This is a genomic window from Kineothrix sp. MSJ-39 (assembly GCF_018917935.1).
Classification (GTDB): Bacteria; Bacillota; Clostridia; order Lachnospirales; family Lachnospiraceae; genus CAG-194.
This window is the reverse complement of record NZ_JAHLPN010000001.1, coordinates 196,085-214,479: the sequence shown is the minus strand read 5'-3', so window position 1 is coordinate 214,479 and position 18,395 is coordinate 196,085. Positions and strand designations below refer to the sequence as shown.

19 protein-coding genes are annotated in these 18,395 nt (G+C 45.6%); 17 read left to right on the top strand and 2 right to left on the bottom strand.

The window, feature by feature from the left end; genetic code table 11:
• The first annotated feature begins 302 nt into the window (after positions 1–302).
• The 10 genes from KQI22_RS01005 (at position 303) to KQI22_RS00960 (ending at position 9,528) form a co-directional block, all read left to right on the top strand.
• The gene (locus tag KQI22_RS01005) at positions 303–905 is read left to right on the top strand and encodes a DUF3793 family protein (RefSeq protein WP_216550216.1); all 603 of its coding nucleotides are present in this window, start codon (positions 303–305) and stop codon (positions 903–905) included.
• 39 nt (positions 906–944) lie between these two features.
• Complete coding sequence (locus KQI22_RS01000) at positions 945–1,373, top strand: flavodoxin (protein ID WP_022004468.1); 429 nt, start codon at positions 945–947, stop codon at positions 1,371–1,373.
• 186 nt (positions 1,374–1,559) lie between these two features.
• On the top strand, positions 1,560–2,861 hold the full coding sequence (gene eno / locus KQI22_RS00995; protein WP_216550215.1) for a phosphopyruvate hydratase: 1,302 nt from the start codon (positions 1,560–1,562) through the stop codon (positions 2,859–2,861).
• 284 nt (positions 2,862–3,145) lie between these two features.
• Positions 3,146–3,697 (top strand): TetR/AcrR family transcriptional regulator, encoded by a 552-nt coding sequence (locus KQI22_RS00990; protein WP_216550214.1) that lies wholly within the window; start codon positions 3,146–3,148, stop codon positions 3,695–3,697.
• 39 nt (positions 3,698–3,736) lie between these two features.
• Entirely contained in the window at positions 3,737–4,663 is a 927-nt protein-coding gene (locus KQI22_RS00985; protein ID WP_216550213.1) for a MurR/RpiR family transcriptional regulator, read from the top strand.
• Positions 4,656–5,936 carry an NAD(P)/FAD-dependent oxidoreductase gene (locus KQI22_RS00980; protein WP_216550212.1) on the top strand — a complete coding sequence of 427 codons (1,281 nt, stop codon included), beginning with the start codon at positions 4,656–4,658 and terminating at the stop codon, positions 5,934–5,936. The genes KQI22_RS00985 and KQI22_RS00980 overlap by 8 nt, the downstream gene beginning before the upstream one ends.
• Before the next feature lie 15 nt (positions 5,937–5,951).
• A complete protein-coding gene (cmk, locus tag KQI22_RS00975; RefSeq protein ID WP_216550211.1) occupies positions 5,952–6,614 on the top strand; it encodes a (d)CMP kinase in 663 nt (220 codons plus the stop codon).
• 73 nt (positions 6,615–6,687) lie between these two features.
• Complete coding sequence (gene ispH / locus KQI22_RS00970) at positions 6,688–7,536, top strand: 4-hydroxy-3-methylbut-2-enyl diphosphate reductase (RefSeq protein WP_216550210.1); 849 nt, start codon at positions 6,688–6,690, stop codon at positions 7,534–7,536.
• Positions 7,517–8,665, top strand: a complete 1,149-nt coding sequence (gene rpsA, locus KQI22_RS00965) for a 30S ribosomal protein S1 (protein WP_216550209.1) — start codon at positions 7,517–7,519, stop codon at positions 8,663–8,665. The genes ispH and rpsA overlap by 20 nt, the downstream gene beginning before the upstream one ends.
• Positions 8,666–8,748: 83 nt before the next feature.
• Complete coding sequence (locus KQI22_RS00960) at positions 8,749–9,528, top strand: CheR family methyltransferase (protein WP_216550208.1); 780 nt, start codon at positions 8,749–8,751, stop codon at positions 9,526–9,528.
• Between the two features lie 15 nt (positions 9,529–9,543).
• Here the strand turns inward: KQI22_RS00960 and KQI22_RS00955 are convergent, their stop codons facing one another.
• Positions 9,544–10,653, bottom strand: a complete 1,110-nt coding sequence (locus KQI22_RS00955; protein ID WP_216550207.1) for a ribonuclease H-like domain-containing protein — start codon at positions 10,651–10,653, stop codon at positions 9,544–9,546.
• 165 nt (positions 10,654–10,818) lie between these two features.
• Between KQI22_RS00955 and rsxC the strand changes: the two genes are divergently transcribed.
• The 7 genes from rsxC to KQI22_RS00920 all read left to right on the top strand — a co-directional run bounded on the left by rsxC (position 10,819) and on the right by KQI22_RS00920 (position 17,288).
• The gene (rsxC, locus tag KQI22_RS00950) at positions 10,819–12,141 is read left to right on the top strand and encodes an electron transport complex subunit RsxC (RefSeq protein ID WP_216550351.1); all 1,323 of its coding nucleotides are present in this window, start codon (positions 10,819–10,821) and stop codon (positions 12,139–12,141) included.
• A 12-nt stretch (positions 12,142–12,153) separates the two neighbouring features.
• Positions 12,154–13,086, top strand: coding sequence for an RnfABCDGE type electron transport complex subunit D (locus KQI22_RS00945; RefSeq protein ID WP_216550206.1), 933 nt, complete (start codon positions 12,154–12,156; stop codon positions 13,084–13,086).
• Positions 13,083–13,709 carry an RnfABCDGE type electron transport complex subunit G gene (locus tag KQI22_RS00940; protein ID WP_216550205.1) on the top strand — a complete coding sequence of 209 codons (627 nt, stop codon included), beginning with the start codon at positions 13,083–13,085 and terminating at the stop codon, positions 13,707–13,709. Before KQI22_RS00945 ends, KQI22_RS00940 begins: the two co-directional genes overlap by 4 nt.
• Complete coding sequence (rsxE, locus tag KQI22_RS00935; RefSeq protein ID WP_216550204.1) at positions 13,702–14,427, top strand: electron transport complex subunit RsxE; 726 nt, start codon at positions 13,702–13,704, stop codon at positions 14,425–14,427. The genes KQI22_RS00940 and rsxE overlap by 8 nt, the downstream gene beginning before the upstream one ends.
• Complete coding sequence (gene rsxA, locus KQI22_RS00930; RefSeq protein WP_216550203.1) at positions 14,420–14,995, top strand: electron transport complex subunit RsxA; 576 nt, start codon at positions 14,420–14,422, stop codon at positions 14,993–14,995. Before rsxE ends, rsxA begins: the two co-directional genes overlap by 8 nt.
• A 12-nt stretch (positions 14,996–15,007) precedes the next feature.
• On the top strand, positions 15,008–15,805 hold the full coding sequence (locus KQI22_RS00925; protein WP_216550202.1) for an RnfABCDGE type electron transport complex subunit B: 798 nt from the start codon (positions 15,008–15,010) through the stop codon (positions 15,803–15,805).
• Between the two features lie 91 nt (positions 15,806–15,896).
• The gene (locus KQI22_RS00920; protein ID WP_216550201.1) at positions 15,897–17,288 is read left to right on the top strand and encodes an aminopeptidase; all 1,392 of its coding nucleotides are present in this window, start codon (positions 15,897–15,899) and stop codon (positions 17,286–17,288) included.
• Here KQI22_RS00920 and KQI22_RS00915 read toward each other — a convergent pair.
• Positions 17,285–18,307 carry an FAD:protein FMN transferase gene (locus tag KQI22_RS00915; RefSeq protein ID WP_216550200.1) on the bottom strand — a complete coding sequence of 341 codons (1,023 nt, stop codon included), beginning with the start codon at positions 18,305–18,307 and terminating at the stop codon, positions 17,285–17,287. The genes KQI22_RS00920 and KQI22_RS00915 overlap by 4 nt on opposite strands.
• Positions 18,308–18,395 lie beyond the last annotated feature (88 nt).

The window sequence follows — 18,395 nt, the reverse complement described above, 5'->3', positions numbered from 1 at the left end:
TGTAGCCGACCGAGATTTGCAAAGCACTTGCCGTGCGGAGAGACCACCACGCTTTTTGGTGGCTGGAGCACGTGCAATATGTGCTTTTTGCAAATCGCAGGGTAGGCAAACGTGATTGCGTTTATAGATGGATCCTGTTTTCTGTCTATTATTTTTATTCATTCACACCCCATCCTTTGTGTATAATTTCCCTTTTATAAGTGAAAAATATTATCAGTTCAAACCCCTTGACGAAACGTAAATCATTCTATATCATTTTAGTAGGTTAGGAATAACTAACCAATAAGAAAGGAGGCTGTGATTTGAGTCGGGATACCTGGAAAATTCTGAAGCAGATGTCGATGGAAGAAAGTACCAATCAGGTAGAAGTTGAGCTGGCAATGCAATGTGCACCGCTGATCACCGGATTGAAGATTTCCAATCTGTTCAGCATCAGGCTGGATGATTACAAAGCGATGTATGACATTTTGGAAAACAGCGGCATATCCGTTTATCAGATGGGATTTCTGGATGGCAGAGTGCTTTTCCTGTTATATCAGGAGAAACAGCTTATAAGCTATCTACATCAGAAAGAAGTGGCAGAGCTTCTTGCCAGATTTGGATATGACCATGTGGCACCGGATTGTATTTTAGATACCTGTCGCAGACGGTATCAGAAATATATGCTGGAAAAGAAGGATTTTCCGCACGAGCTGGGACTGATCCTCGGATATCCGCCGGAAGACGTGGAAGGATTTGTGTCACAGCAGGGAAAAAACAGCTTATATACAGGCTACTGGAAAGTTTATAAAGATCCGGAAGCAAAGAAAGCATTGTTTGACCGATTCGAATATGCAAAAGAAAGCCTCATTCATCTCTTATCCTGCGGGATCGGGATGAAAGAAATCATAAGTGTTTGTAGTTAATCTAAAGTTTGACAGGGCTTGACCCGGAAAGGAAATAAAATGGATAAGATTTACGTAGTATTCTGGACACAGAGCGGCAACACACAGGCAATGGCACAGGCAGTTGCAGAAGGTATCACAGCAGCAGGAAAAACACCGGAGCTTGTATTTGTCAGTGAAATTCCGGCAGATGCATTGAAAGATGAAGCTGCATTTGCACTCGGCTGTCCTGCAATGGGCGCGGAAGTGCTGGAAGAAAGTGAAATGGAGCCGTTTGTGATGGCTGTTGAAACATTTGCAAAAGGAAAGAAGATCGCATTATTTGGATCCTACGGCTGGGGAGACGGACAGTGGATGCGTGATTGGACAGAACGTATGCAGAGTGCCGGCGCCGAGATCGTAGGCGGGGAAGGACTGATTTGTAATGAAACACCGGACGAAGAAGCTTTGGAAGAGTGTAGAGAACTTGGTAAGCAGCTCGCCTCTTAGAGAAAGGATATCCTATAAATTAGCCTTATTGTTAATAGGCAGTTTGTATATTATCATATCGGTTAGAATTAACTAACATAGAATAAATCATGTGGAACCCTCAATTTGTATCACTGCTGAATACGAAACCGGAAGCGTCACCGGCTTCCGGGAGGATTTCCGCAGTCCTTAAAGGAGGAAAAAGAAGTGAAAAATTTAAGTATTGAAAAAGTAATCGGAAGAGAAATCCTGGATTCCAGAGGAAATCCTACCGTAGAAGCTGAAATCCATCTGGCTGATGGCACAGTTGCAAGAGGAACCGCTCCATCCGGCGCATCTACAGGAGAATTTGAAGCACTGGAGCTTCGCGACGGCGATAAGAGCAGATATCTTGGAAAAGGTGTTACAAAAGCTGTCAACAATATAAACACAACGATCAATGATGTACTGCATGGTATGGATGCATCTGATATTTATGCAGTAGATGCAGCTATGATCAAAGCTGATGGTACAAAGGGTAAGACAAACCTTGGCGCAAATGCCATTCTGGCAGTATCCATTGCATCTGCAAGAGCTGCAGCAACCGCTCTGGAGCTTCCGCTTTACAAATTTTTAGGCGGTATTTCTGGAAACAGACTCCCTGTTCCGATGATGAACATTGTAAACGGCGGATGCCATGCATTATCTTCCGGCCTGGATGTACAGGAGTTCATGATCATGCCTGTTGGCGCACCATCCTTCAAAGAATGTCTGCGCTGGTGTGCGGAAGTGTTCCATGCACTTGCTTCTATCTTAAAGGAACGTGGACTGGCTACTTCTGTAGGTGATGAGGGTGGTTTTGCACCGGCTCTGAAATCCGATGAAGAAGCAATTGAAACGATTCTGGAAGCTGTTAAGAAAGCAGGCTATGAACCGGGTAAAGATTTCAAGATTGCTATGGATGCAGCATCTTCTGAGTGGAAGAGCGAAAAAGGAAAAGGTTATTACAAACTGCCAAAGGCAGGCAGTGAATATACAGCAGATGAACTGATCGAGCACTGGGCAAGCCTTTGTGAAAAATACCCGATCATTTCTATCGAAGACGGTCTGGATGAAGAAGACTGGGAAGGCTGGCAGAAGCTGACAAAGCGTCTTGGTGACAAGGTACAGCTTGTTGGTGATGATTTATTTGTAACGAATACGGAAAGACTGGCAAAGGGTATTGAACTGGGTGCAGGTAATGCGATCCTGATCAAACTCAACCAGATCGGTTCCGTATCAGAAACACTCGAAGCGATCAAGATGGCACACAAAGCAGGTTATACAGCGATCAGCTCTCACAGAAGCGGTGAGACAGCAGATACGACGATTGCCGATCTTGCCGTTGCACTCAACACCTGCCAGATCAAGACAGGTGCACCATCCAGATCTGAGCGTGTTGCAAAATACAACCAGCTTCTGCGTATCGAGGAAGAACTTGGAGAAAGTGCCGTATATCCGGGCATGAAAGCCTTCAACGTAAAGAACTAAGCTACCACATATTTTTTCATACTTCATTTTATTTACAAAGCCTCAGCCGGTTACGATCTCCTCTGGAGATGGCGGAGGCAGAGAACAGCCCTGTGCATGTGGGGCTGTTCTTTTTTATGCTTAAAACAAGGTTTTCCAACCTTTCTCCATTGACAACCCTCAAAATATCATCTACAATAACAAGTGTTATAATATAAGATGTTATTTATGTGTTCTGACAGGGAGAGCGGAGCACAGATTTGTTTGGGCAGATTGGGTTTACAGGAAGATGAGAGGTGTCTGGTATGGCAAGAAAGATCAGTGTGACGAAAGAAATGGTAAAAAATGCGGCGTTTGCGATCATGCGCGAAGAAGGCATGGACGGGCTGACAGCCAGAAGACTGGCAGATAAGACAGGTTGTTCGACACAGCCTATTTTCCGCATTTATGAAAATATGAATGAGCTGCATGAGGAAGCGTTTGCAATGGCGATCGCTTATTATACAGATTTTTATCAGGCGTTTATGAAGGACAGACCGGCAGAAAAGCCGTTTGTGAATTTTGGACTGGCCTATATCAGCTTTGCGCTGAAGGAGCCTGCACTGTTTCGGACTTTGTTTTTATCCAAGGAAAGATACGGACAGAGCCTGTATGAGCTTTTGAACGGACAGGACGGCAAGTTTAAAGCGGAGATCGCAAGAGCACAGGAGGCGGGCGCGAAGGATCCGGGAGAACTGTTTATGAAAATGTGGATCTTTATCCATGGCGCAGCCTGTATGACGATCACGGGAGATTATGATCTGCCGGAAGCGGAAACAAAGAGACTGCTTCTGGAAAGCTATGAAAAGAATGTTTGATGACACCGCATCGGAATATGAATTGGGAAGGAACAGAGCATGGAAGACAGAAACGATATCGTGACAAGGATGAATCAGAATTTTGCACAGATGAGCAAAAGCCATAAAAAGATCGCTTCCTATATTATGGATCACTATGATACGGCTGTATTTATGACGGCGGCGACGCTTGGAAAAGAGATCGGGATCAGTGAGTCCACGGTAGTCCGGTTTGCAGCGGGACTTGGATATGACGGTTATCCGGAATTCCAGAAAGCACTGGAAGAATGGGTAAAGGGAAAATGGAACAGCCTGCAGCGCATGGGAGCCAAATACGGAAACAGTTCCCAGTCTGAGATCTTAACGTCTGTGATCCAGGCGGATATCGAAAAAATGGAAGATACGATCCACAATCTGGATCCAGCAGCGTTTGAGACTGCGGTCAGCAGTATTTTAGAGGCAAAGCATGTATATGTGATAGGTCTGCGGAGCTGTGAGCCGCTTGCGAGCTTCCTGAGCTTTTATCTTTCTATGATCCGCGGCGATGTCATGCAGCTGAAAACAACTTCCACGACAGAACTGTTTGAGCAGATGATCCGCGTCAGCGATGAGGATGTCGTGATCGGCATCAGTTTCCCGCGGTATTCCATGCGTACACTCAAAGCAATGGAGTTTGCAAATGACCGGAATGCAAAAGTCATTACGATTACGGACAGCGTGCATTCTCCGATGAATCTGTATTCCTCCTGTAATCTGCTGGCAAGAAGCGACATGGTTTCTATTGTCGATTCTCTCGTTGCGCCGCTCAGTGTGATCAATGCGCTGGTTGTGGCACTTTGTGTCAAAGCACCGGAGCAGGCAAGCAAGAATCTGAAGGATTTAGAGGAAGTATGGGCAAATTATCAGGTTTATCTGAATGATGAAATTGACTTTATAGATAACAAACCGGTGCAGGATAATGCACTTGTAAAGGATTCTTATGAATAAAACGATTGTGATAGGTGGCGGTGCTGCCGGTATGATGGCGGCTGTCTTTGCAGCAAGAAACGGGCAGGAAGTTACCTTATATGAACAAAACGAAAAACTGGGCAAAAAGCTTTTTATCACAGGCAAAGGCAGATGCAATGTCACAAATGATGCGCCGCCGGAGGAACTTTTGGCAAATGTGATCTCCAATCCCAAGTTTTTATACAGTGCCTTTTATGATTTTAATGCACAGGACTGTATGGCATTTTTTGAACAGCTCGGTGTCAGATTGAAGGTGGAGCGTGGAAACCGGGTATTTCCGCAGAGTGATCATTCTTCGGATATCATCCGGGCACTGGAATATGAGCTTAGACGTCTTTCGGTGAAGATCTGTCTGGGCAGTCCGGTAAAAACACTGTGGACGGAAGATCTGCCAAATCAGGAGCTCATCAATCCGAAAAAGGAACCGACGAAAAAGTGCCTGGGCATTATCCTATCGGATGGCAAAAAGGAAAAAGCAGATCGCGTGATCCTGGCAACAGGCGGTGTTTCCTATCCGCTGACCGGTGCAAACGGAAGCGGGCTTTCCATGGCACAGGCTGCGGGACATAAGGTGACAGAGCTGTATCCGGCACTTGTACCTTTAAAAACACAGGAAACATGGTGCCACGAGCTGATGGGGCTTGCACTCAAAAACGTGGAAGTCACGATCTGCAATGGGAAGAAAAAGCTGTATCAGGGCTTTGGTGAAATGCTGTTTACCCATTACGGCGTGAGCGGCCCATTGATCTTAAGTGCCAGCAGCCAGATCGTAAAGAAACTCCAAAAACAGCCGATGCAGCTATATATTGATCTGAAACCGGCACTTTCACCGGAACAGCTGGACAAGCGGATCCTGCGGGATCTTTCCGAAAATCTGCATAAGCAGATCGGAAATGCACTGGCAGGATTATTGCCTGCAAGGCTTCTTCCCGAGGTTCTGGCACTGGCAGAGATCTCACCTTATGAAAAAGGAGATGCCCTGACAAGGGAACAGAGGCTGAAAATGGTGCAGATATTGAAGGCAGTTCCGCTGACGATCACGGGCACAGCGGATTTTAAAGAAGCGATCATCACACAGGGCGGTATTTCCGTCAAAGAGATCAATCCATCCACGATGGAATCAAAACGGGTAAAAAATCTGTATCTGGCAGGAGAATGTATGGATGTAGATGCGCTTACAGGTGGATTTAATCTGCAGATCGCATGGTCAACTGCCTATATTGCAGGAAATCAGAATATAACAGAAGTGTAAGAAAGGGAGAAAACTATGAGTTATCAGGTAGCAATCGACGGGCCTGCGGGAGCGGGCAAAAGCACGATCGCAAGACAGGTCGCAAAAAACAAAGGATTTATTTATGTGGACACGGGCGCGATGTATCGTGCCATGGCACTTCATATGATCAGAAGCAACGTGGATACAAAGGATGCGGAAGCAATCGCAAAGGCAAGTGAAACGGCTGATATTTCCATTCAGTATGTTGACGGGGAACAGATTGTTCTGTTAAACGGAGAAAATGTCAACGGTCTGATCCGTACCCCGCAGGTCAGTGCGATGGCGTCTGTCAGCAGTGCGAATCCACAGGTACGTGCAAGACTTCTGCATCTGCAGCAGAAACTTGCCGATGAAAATGATGTGATCATGGACGGCAGAGATATCGGTACCTGTGTGCTGCCACACGCGGATGTCAAAGTATATCTGACAGCATCAGCCAGAGTCCGTGCCCAAAGAAGATATAAGGAGCTTGTTGCAAAAGGCGAAAGCTGTGACTTAGATCAGATCGAGGCAGAGATCAAAGAGCGCGATCACAGGGATATGACAAGAGAACACGCACCGCTGAAACAGGCGGAGGATGCGCAGCTTCTGGATTCTTCGGATATGACGATCGAGCAGGTTGTGGATGCGATCTGCAATCTGATCCATAAGGATTGATCTTTGGCAGGATACAAATGGATCCGGCCAAGATCGGAATAGAAAAGAAAGGACATATCGGTAAGCGTTTAATATGGAAGTAATACTTGCAAAATCTGCCGGCTTCTGCTTTGGCGTGAAGCGGGCGGTAGATACTGTTTATGAACAGACTGCAGCAGGCGGTAAGATCTACACATACGGGCCGATCATCCACAATGAAGAAGTGGTACGGGATCTGGAACAGAAAGGTGTGACTGTGCTCGAAAACGAAGCAGAGCTTGATGCACTGACGGAAGGAACGGTTGTGATCCGCTCCCACGGAGTGGAACGCAGGATCAACGATGCGATTACGGAAAAGGGACTGCACTGCGTGGATGCTACCTGTCCGTTTGTGAAAAAGATACACCGGATCGTAGAAAAAGAAAGTGCAGACGGACGGCGGATCATTATCATCGGAAACCGGAATCATCCGGAAGTGGAAGGCATCTGCGGCTGGAGCTTGACGGAGCCTGTAGTCATCGAATCCATAGAGGAAGCGGAGAATTTTAAAGCAAATCCGGAAGAAAAACTTTGTATTGTGTCGCAAACGACATTTAACTACAATAAATTTCAAGATTTAGTTGAAATTTTTCAGAAAAAAGGTTATGATGTAATTGTTGTGAACACGATTTGCAATGCGACGGAAGTCCGGCAGAAGGAAGCCCGCGAAATTGCACAGCGTGTTGATATAATGATAGTGATAGGCGGTACTCACAGTTCCAATACCCGCAAGCTTTACGAGATCTGTCAAAAGGAATGTGAGCGCACTTATTTTATACAAACACTGGACGACTTGCATTTAGAAATACCTAAATCAGCGAAACTGGTGGGAATTACCGCTGGGGCGTCTACCCCGAATAATATAATTGAGGAGGTTCAAAATTATGTCAGAATTAACTTTTGAACAAATGTTAGAAGAATCATTTAAAACAATTCATAACGGAGAGGTAGTCGAGGGTACAGTAATCGATGTAAAAGCTGATGAAGCGATCTTAAATATCGGATACAAGTCAGACGGTATTCTTTCAAGAAGCGAATACACAAACGAGCCAAATGTTGACCTGACAACAGTACTGAAGCCTGGCGACAAGATGGAAGTTAAGGTTGTTAAAGTAAATGATGGTGAAGGACAGGTCATCCTTTCCTACAAGAGACTGGCTCTTGAAAAGGGTAATAAGAGAATCGAAGAAGCATACAATAATAAGGAAGTATTAAAGGCAAAAGTAACACAGGTACTGGACGGCGGTTTAAGCGTTGTTGTTGATGAAGTCAGAATCTTCATTCCTGCAAGCCTTGTTTCCAATGTATATGAGAAAGACCTGACAAAATATGCAGGTCAGGAAATCGAATTCGTGATCAGCGAGTACAATCCAAAGAGACGTCGTTACATCGGTGACCGCAAGCAGCTTATGGTTGCTAAGAAGCTGGAAGCACAGAAAGAGCTCTTTGCAAAGATCCATGTTGGTGATGTTGTAGAAGGAACTGTTAAGAATGTAACAGATTTCGGTGTATTCATTGATCTTGGCGGAGCAGACGGACTTCTTCATATCTCAGAAATGTCATGGGGACATGTTGAAAATCCGAAGAAGGTATTCAAGGTTGGCGATCAGGTAAAAGCACTGATCAAAGATATCGATGGTACAAAGATCGCGCTCAGTCTGAAATTCGATGATACAAACCCTTGGAAAGATGCTGAAAGCAAATATGCTGTAGGCAATGTTGTAACAGGTAAAGTTGCAAGAATGACAGACTTTGGTGCTTTCGTAGAACTGGAGCCTGGTGTAGATGCTCTGTTACATGTTTCTCAGATCTCTAAAGATCATATCGAGAAGCCTTCAGATGTATTACAGGTTGGTCAGGAAGTAACAGCTAAGGTTGTTGATTTCAATGCAGAAGATAAGAAGATCAGCTTAAGCATCAAAGCTTTAACAGCTCCTCAGCCGGAAGAAAAAGCAGAAGAGGCTGAAGATGCAGACGTTGTATCTGTAGACATCGATGCAGTAATTGCAGCAGAGGCAGAAAAAGAAGAATAGTTCTGTAAAACAGAATGGCATAAAATACTTATGGGCTGTATGTTTTCACATGCAGCCTGTTTTTTCTTTTGGGGAGTAAAACAATGGTATATGATTACGAATACTTTAAAAAAGAAGTATATAAGCTGACAAAAATAGATCTGAATGCGTATAAGGAAAAGCAGATGAAGCGCAGGATCGACACGCTGATCTCTAAAAACGGGATCGTCGGTTATGAAAATTATGTCAAATGTCTGCAGGCAGATCAGGTGCGGTTTGAAGAATTTGTCAATTATCTGACGATCAACGTATCCGAGTTTTACCGCAATCCGGATCAGTGGGAACTTTTGGATAAGGAAGTTATTCCTGCTTTGATTAAGCGGTTTGGAAAAGATCTGAAGATATGGAGTGCTGCCTGTTCTACTGGGGATGAGCCATATTCGCTTGTCATGGCACTTTCCAGACATATGCCGCTTTCCCATATCCATATTCTGGCGACGGATATTGATAAGCAGGTGATCGCGAAGGCAAAGGTTGGGCTGTATGCGGAAAAGAGCATTGCATCTGTTCCTGATGATCTGAAAAGACGTTTTTTTACAAAGGTGGGAGCTTCCTATCAGATCGCGCAGGAGATCAAGGACTGTGTGGAATTCAGACAGCATAATCTGCTGAAAGATGAGTATCCGGCGCAGTGTCATCTGATCGTATGCAGAAATGTGCTGATCTACTTTACGGAAGAAGCGAAAGAAGAAGTATTTGCAAGGTTCAGTAAATCGCTTGCGCCGGAGGGGTGTCTGTTTATTGGCAGTACCGAGCAGATCATCCAGTATAAAGATATGGGATATTATCGGATGAATTCATTTTTCTATGGAAAGAATAAATAAGTATAAAATTCGGGATTATTTAGCGAATCCATGTACGAGCATATCCAGTATGTGATATGCATATTTACCAAATTCGGTGGGAGAGCGTTTGATCGCTTCCGTCAGCTCGAAGTAACAGATCTTATCACCATATTCCGCCTTAAAAACAGGGCTGAATATGATATCCCACTGCGGCAGGAAAGCCCCTTCTTTTCTGGTATAGCAGGTACTTGCCTTGGCTGGCTCGCGGAACTGCGGGTCAACAAAGGAAGCTACCGATTTATGCATGGCAGTGTCTTCTGCAGGCAGATAATAGTAATCTTTATAGTTGCTGTAGAAGTATTTCATGCTGCCATATACAACAGGCACCTTCAGGTAGCCTTCATTTTCTTCTGCCCGGAATCTGCAGCCGTTTCCCGTAAAAGTGACCTGTTTCGGAAACAGGAACGGAAAACGGATCTTCATCAGCACTTCTGTCCGGGTGTCTCCATTCATATCTTCATATTTATTGGACTGCACCTTCACTACCTTGAAAGGATGGGTGAACATATCCGAATATGTCAGTACGGGAAGAATGGAAAACATGCCCTTCATATCGTCTGCATTGTGTAACAGCAGAAGATCAAGATCGGATGGAAGGGGCGATTTGACATAGTCCTCGTAAATCTGGATCAGTTCTCCGCCATTATACTGGTCGTCACGCTTGATCCCCATAAACTGTTCTACAGTCTTTTGTTTGACATTTTCGAGTCCAAGCAGCTTTTTGTATGGCATGATCCGCTTGTAAATATCCACACCTGTCATATGGGAAAACGGTTCCCGCAGATGGTACTGCGCACATTTCTGTTTCATATACGGAATGTCGAAATTATTACCATTATAATGCACCAGAATGGAATGATTCTGGCACAGGGCAAGGAACGCTTTCAGCACATCGACTTCTTCCTCTTTTTTCTCGGCAAAAAACTGCATCAGATGGATCTGGTCTTTTTCAAAATAAATAGCACCGATCAGGTAAAGACAGGAGCTGCGTGCGGTAAAACCGGTTGTTTCTATATCGACAAATAAAATATCCTCTAAATGTCCGATCAGGGAGAGAGGATAAGAACAGAGCCTTGGGGAAAGCAAAGAACTGACTGTTTTCATATATATTTCCTTTCTTGTGTGCACATCTGTATCTGTTCATACACATCGCATAAAGTATAGCATAAAAAACAGAAAACATGTAGCAATTTGTCCTAAAAAATAGTATAGTTAATGATAGTAAATTATCTTCTGGCGGAAAGCCGGAAGCAGAAAGAAGGGCAGTTTATGGGAGGTAAATTAACCTTTAACGGTGGCATCCATCCTTATGACGGAAAGGATCTGAGCAAGGATAAGCCAATCCGTGATATCTTACCAAAAGGGGATCTGGTATACCCGCTTTCACAGCATATCGGAGCACCTGCAAAGCCGGTTGTAAAGAAAGGAGATCATGTCCTGACCGGTCAGTTGATCGCGGAGGCAGGCGGTTTTGTTTCTGCACCGATCTATGCAACGGTGTCCGGAACGGTCAAGGCGATCGAGCCGCATCGGACGGTGGTCGGAGACAATGTGATGTCTGTTGTGATCGAAAATGATGGGCAGTATGAGGAAGTGGACTACGGCGTATGTAAGCCTCTTGCCGAGCATACCAAAGAAGAGATCATACAGAAAGTGCAGAAGGCAGGTGTTGTCGGTATGGGCGGCGCAGGCTTCCCGACGCATGTCAAGCTTTCACCGAAGGAGCCTGATAAGATCGATTATGTGATCGTAAACGGTGCGGAGTGTGAGCCATACCTGACATCGGACTACAGACGTATGATCGAAGAGCCGCAAAAGGTGATCGACGGTCTGCGCTGTGAGCTTGCGCTGTTTGACAATGCAAAGGGCGTTATTGCGATCGAGAATAACAAGCCGGATTGTATCGAGAAGATGAAAGAACTGACAAAGGATGATGACAGGATCCTTGTCAAAGCATTAAAGACCAAATATCCGCAGGGTTCAGAACGCCAGCTGATCTATGCGTCTACAGGGCGTGCAATCAACTGTGATATGCTGCCATCGGATGTGGGATGTATCGTAAATAACGTAGATACGGTCTGCGCGATCGGTGCAGCGGTTCTGGAAAATAAACCGCTGATGTACCGCATCGTGACCGTAACGGGAGATGCGATCGCTGATCCGTGTAATTTCCGTGTCCGCATCGGTACGAATTATCACGAACTGATCGAAGAAGCGGGCGGATTTAAGCAGGAACCGGCAAAGATCATTTCCGGTGGTCCGATGATGGGCTTCGGTATTTTTGATCTGGATGTACCGACAACGAAAACAGCATCCGCACTTCTTTGTCTGACAAAGGATGATGTATCTGCAGCAAAGACAGGCCCTTGTATCAGCTGTGGCATGTGTGTGGAGGTCTGCCCGGGCAGAGTGGTGCCAAGCAGATTGGCAAAAGCCGCAGAGCACGGAGACAAAGAGGGCTTTGTGAAAATGAACGGTATGGAATGCTGCGAATGTGGCTGCTGCAGCTTTATCTGTCCTGCAAAACGGCCGCTTACCCAGGAGATCAAATCCATGCGTAAGATGATCCTGGCTGACAGGAAAAAGAAATAGGAGGATGCAAGTATGAATGAATTGAGAAAAGTTTCATCCAATCCGCACATTCGTATGCCTGTATCGACACAGATGATCATGCTCTGCGTTATCATTGCACTTTTGCCGACAACAATCTTCGGCATCTGGAATTTCGGACTGCATGCACTTGTGCTGATCCTGGTAACGATCGCATCGACTGTGCTCGGAGAATGGATCTTTGATCTGATCTGTAAAAAAGAAAATACGGTTACGGATCTGTCCGCTGTTGTGACAGGTCTTTTACTGGCACTGAATCTGCCGCCGCGTGCACCATGGTGGATCGGCGTGATCGGTGGCCTGTTTGCCATTGTTGTTGTCAAGATGCTGTTTGGAGGTCTGGGACAGAATTTCATGAATCCGGCGCTTGCAGCCAGATGCTTTTTGCTGATCTCCTTTACCTCTATCATGACAAATTTTGATACGGATACATATTCCGGCGCAACCCCGCTTGCCAGTTTAAAAGCAGGCGAGAGCGTGAACATTTATAATATGGTGATCGGTAAAACAGCCGGTACGATCGGTGAAACAAGCATGATCGCCATTGTGGCAGGTGCGTGTTTCCTGCTTTTAATGGGTATCATCGATCTGCGGATCCCCGGTACATATATTGTGACGTTTGTGATCTTCTTATGTCTGTTTTCAGGCAGAGGGATCGATTTCGATTATATTGCAGGCAATCTGGCAGGCGGTGGTCTGATGCTCGGTGCCTTCTTTATGGCGACCGACTATGTAACGCGTCCTATTACAAAGAAGGGGCAGTACCTATACGGCGTATTGCTTGGTATTCTGACCGGGCTGTTCCGGGTATTCGGTGCCAGTGCAGAGGGTGTATCCTACGCGATCATTTTAGGCAATCTGCTTGTCCCTCTGATCGAAAAAATATCATTTCCAAAACCGTTCGGAAGAGGAGGTGAAAAGGCATGAAGCAGATGATGAAAGATGCACTGATCTTATTTCTGATCACGCTGATCAGCGGTGCTGCACTCGGACTTGTGTATGAAGTAACAAAAGAGCCGATCGCGCAGCAGGAACAGAAAGCCAAAAACGAGGCTTATCAGAATGTATTTGAAGCGGCAGAAGATTTCACGGAACTGACGGAGGAAACATATGCCCCGGACGCGCTGACTGCCTTTGTCAAAGAGAATGGATTTGATGCTTCCATTGACGGTGTGGCACAGGCACTTTCCGGTGATGGCAGTGTGCTTGGCTATGTCATTACCGTGACAGACCATGAAGGCTATGGCGGTGATATCCAGTTTACCATGGGTGTTGCAGCGGACGGTACTTTAAACGGGATCTCTCTTCTGAGCATTTCCGAAACAGCAGGTCTCGGTATGCGTGCGGGAGAGGTGCTTGTTCCGCAGTTTGCAGGCAGGCAGGTAGAGAAATTCAGCTATACAAAGACCGGAGCAGGATCTGATGACCAGATCGATGCGATCTCCGGTGCAACGATCACGACCAATGCGGTTGTCAACGGTGTGAATGCAGGACTTCTCTGTTTTCAGGAAAAATTAAATGTGACAGAAGGAGGTGCGGCAAATGAATAAGATCGCAGAACGATTATATAACGGAATCGTAAAAGAAAATCCCACCTTTGTTCTGACACTTGGTATGTGTCCGACACTGGCGGTCACAACATCCGCAAAGAACGGACTGGGCATGGGACTTACCACGATGGTAGTGTTAGCCTTGAGCAACGCATTTATATCCCTGCTCCGTAAAGTAATACCGGATAAAGTCCGTATTCCGGCATTTATTGTGATCATTGCATCATTTGTAACGGTAATGGAGCTTTTATTGGAGGGCTTTTTACCGTCCCTATATGATGCGCTTGGTATTTATATTCCGCTGATCGTAGTAAACTGTATCATTTTAGGACGTGCAGAGGCATATGCTTCCAAAAATCCGGTTCTGCCGTCATTATTTGATGGGATTGGTATGGGACTTGGTTTTACCATTGCCCTGACGATGATCGGTGCAGTGCGTGAGATCCTCGGCGCCGGACAGATCTTTGGTGTGACGGTTATGCCTTCCGGTTATGTACCGGTGAGCATCTTCATTATGGCACCGGGTGCTTTCTTTGTCCTTGCCATGCTGACCGCGATCCAGAATCAGGTCAAGATAAACGGCGAAAAGAAGGGCAAGGATATGAGCAAGGTCGGCAGCGGATGCGGACATGACTGTGCATCCTGCGCTGAGAGCTGCAAAGAGCCGGCTTTCTATGATACAAAAGCAGTAGAAAAGGAGGAAAAGACAAATGACTAATTTACTTATCATTGCCATTGGATCGGCACTTGTCAACAACGTTGTCCTGAGTCAGTTTTTAGGTCTTTGTCCGTTCCTTGGTGTTTCCAAAAAGGTAAAGACCGCAGCAGGCATGGGAACAGCGGTCATCTTTGTTATCACACTGGCTTCTTTTGTGGCTGCAGTGATCTATCAGTTTGTGCTGACACCGCTTAACATCACGTATTTAAAGACGATCGTGTTTATTTTGGTCATTGCGGCTCTGGTACAGTTTGTGGAAATGTTCTTAAAGAAATATATGGTAAGTCTGTATGAATCTCTTGGTGTATATCTGCCGCTGATCACAACAAACTGTGCGGTACTTGGTGTGGCACTTACCAACGTGCAGAAATCATATTCCATTCTGACCAGTGTTGTAAACGGTTTTGCGACAGCAGCCGGTTTTACGATCTCCATTGTGATACTTGCAGGTATTCGTGAAAAAATGGAATACAATGATATTCCGAAGCCATTTCAGGGAATGCCGATCGTTCTGATCACTGCAGGACTTATGGCAATTGCCTTCTGCGGTTTTTCAGGCTTATTATAGGAGGTGTTTTCTATGAGCTTTGTAGGAATTTTGATCGCAACCGGCATTATTGGTGTGGTAGGTCTTCTGATCGGCCTGTTTCTCGGAATTGCCGGTATTAAATTTAAAGTAGATGTAGATGAAAGGGAAGAAGCGGTACTGGCTGCCCTTCCCGGTAATAACTGTGGTGGCTGCGGCTATCCGGGCTGTTCCGGACTTGCTGCTGCGATCGCAAAGGGCGAAGCGCCGGTAAATGCCTGCCCGGTCGGCGGCGAACCGGTCGGCAAAAAGATCGGTGAGATCATGGGTGTTTCGGTCGGAGAATCCAGGCGTATGGTCGCATTTGTTCATTGTCAGGGCGACTGCGATAAGACAAAGGTAGACTACGAATACACAGGCGCACAGGACTGTAATATGCTTTCCTTTGTACCGAACGGAGGTCCGAAAACCTGTAACTATGGCTGCCTCGGCTACGGAAGCTGTGTCAAGGCTTGCCCGTTTGATGCGATCCATGTGGTAAACGGTGTTGCGGTAGTCGATAAAGAGGCTTGTAAGGCATGCGGAAAATGTGTGGCTGCCTGTCCGAAGCATCTGATCGATCTGATCCCATATGATGCCACCTATGTGGTTGCCTGCCATTCCAAGGACAAAGGCCCGGTTGTCATGAAGGGCTGCAGCGTGGGCTGTATCGGCTGTACATTATGTGCGAAGAACTGTCCGAATGAGGCAGTGACGATCGACAGCTTTTTATCAACGATCGATCAGGATAAATGTAAGGGCTGCGGTATCTGTATGGAGAAGTGCCCGAAGAAATCGATCGTAAAACATTAAAAATAATATAATAGGAAATTTTCTCAGCAAGTTATTTCAGATTTGGGTATACTGATAGTGAAATGGCAGATGGCAGGAGAAAGGAGTTATTATGAAAACAGAAAATGCATGGGAAAAATACACGAAAACACAACTGGAAGAAGTCGATGCTTTAAGCAAGGCATATCGTGCATTTTTAAATCACGGAAAAACAGAGCGGGAATGTGTAAAACAGATCGTGGAACGCGCAAAAGAAGCAGGATATAAAGAGCTTTCCGAACTGATCAAAGAGGGAAAGACTTGTAAGCCGGGTGATAAAGTATATGCAGTCAATATGGAAAAGGCAGTGATCCTGTTCCAGATCGGCAGTGAGCCAATCGAAAACGGCATGAACATTTTAGGGGCACACATTGATTCTCCGAGACTGGATGTAAAGCAGAATCCATTATACGAGGACGGAGATTTTGCATTCCTGGATACGCATTATTACGGCGGTATCAAAAAATATCAGTGGGTGACGATCCCACTTGCCATACATGGCGTAGTTGTTAAGAAAAACGGAGAAAAAGTCATCATCAATATTGGTGAAAAGGAAGACGATCCGGTCTTTTTCATATCCGATCTTCTGGTGCATCTGGCTGCTGAACAGCTGGAAAAGAAGGCTTCCAAGGTGATCGAGGGAGAAGCACTGGATATTATCATCGGAAACCGCCCGCTGCAGGATGTAAAGGACGATGAGAAAAAGGAAAAGGTACAGGCATTTACCCTGAAGCTTCTGAAAGAACAGTATGGGATCGAAGAAAAGGATTTCCTTTCCGCAGAGCTTGAAATTGTTCCGGCGGGAGAAGCAAGAGAAGCAGGTCTTGACAGAAGCATGGTGCTTGGCTACGGACAGGATGACAGAGTCTGTGCATTCAGCTCTTTGGAAGCAATACTGGAGGTGCAGGATCTTAGCCGAACAGGCTGTTGTATATTAGTGGATAAGGAAGAGATCGGAAGTGTCGGTGCGACAGGTATGCAGTCCAAATTTTTTGAAAATGCGGTTGCAGAGCTTTTGGCACTTACTGCCGGATCTTACAACGATCTGATACTCAGAAGATGTCTGGCAAATTCCAGAATGCTTTCCTCAGATGTCAGCTCCGCATTCGATCCGACTTATGCAGCAAGCTTTGATAAGAAAAATGTGGCTTATCTGGGACATGGCATGGTATTTAACAAATTTACCGGTGCCAGAGGAAAATCCGGTTCCAATGATGCGAATGCAGAATATCTTGGCTTTATCCGCAAGGTAATGGATGATGCAGGGGTTACCTTCCAGACAGCAGAGCTTGGTAAGGTAGATTTAGGCGGCGGCGGAACGATCGCTTATATCTTATCTCTGTATGGCATGAATGTGATCGACTGTGGTGTTCCGGTACTGAATATGCATGCACCGCATGAAGCAACTTCCAAAGCAGATCTTTATGAAGCAAAATGCGGTTACAAGGCATTTTTGAAAGCCTAGTTTCGGCTATCGATGATCTCGCCGTCCTTTGTGATGAAGATTGCCTGGGCTTCCCCGTTTAGGGAGGAGATCAGCTCTTTTGCATCATCAAGACCGAGGATCATACAGGTTGTGCTCAAAGCATCTGCCTGCACGGAAGAATCCGTTAATATAGTGACACTGGACAGGTTATTCTGTATAGGATAACCTGTTTTTGCGTCCAGAATATGATGATAAATCTCCCCATTCATTTCAAAGTAACGTTCATAAATACCGGTTGTGACAACGGAGGCAAAAGTATCGTCTTTGCTGTCTGCCGCGGAAACGGTCGTGATACTTTTTCCCTGTTCGGCGAAAGGTTCCTGAATGCCAACGGTAAAGGCTGATCCGTCCGGCTTCTGGCCGATCGTCAGGACATTCCCACCTAGATTGATAATGCCGCTTTCAATATGCTGGGATAAAAGATAGGCTTTCAACTGGTCGGCGATATAGCCTTTTGCGATAAACCCAAGATCGATCCCAGCATTAGGATCGGAGAGCCGCACCTTATTGCCATCGATCTCCACCATATGATAGTTGACATGGGTCAGTGCCTGTCCGATCGTGGAAGAAGCGGGCACATAGGCATTTCCGGAATCCGGGTCGAATGTCCAGAGTGCTTTCACCGGTGCGATCGTAATATCCAGATGACCGTCTGTGACCGCGCAGTACTGCAGCGCGGTATACAGCAGGGAAACGGTTTCGGCGGAGACACTTGTGTAGTCTCCCTGTGCATGATTGATCCGGTAAATGTCACTGCCTTCTTTCGATTCGTTCAGCAGATCATCATAAGTCTCGCAAAGCTGTAGTGCACCGTCCAGTGCTTCTTTTGCATGATCTGCATCCTTGTCATATACGGACAGACTGATCACCGTATCAAAATAAAAGCCGGACTGCGTATATTCCTGTTTTCTGCCACAGCCTGACAGAAGCAGCAGAAACAGAAGGGATATGGATAAGAGTGTGAAACGTGTTCTTTTTTTATGAAATAAATACTGCATGGGAAATCCTCTCTGTGATAAAATTGTTTGTAACAAACATCCTGCTCAGATGTCATTTCCCACATTATAGCATGAGAAAATTGTTTTG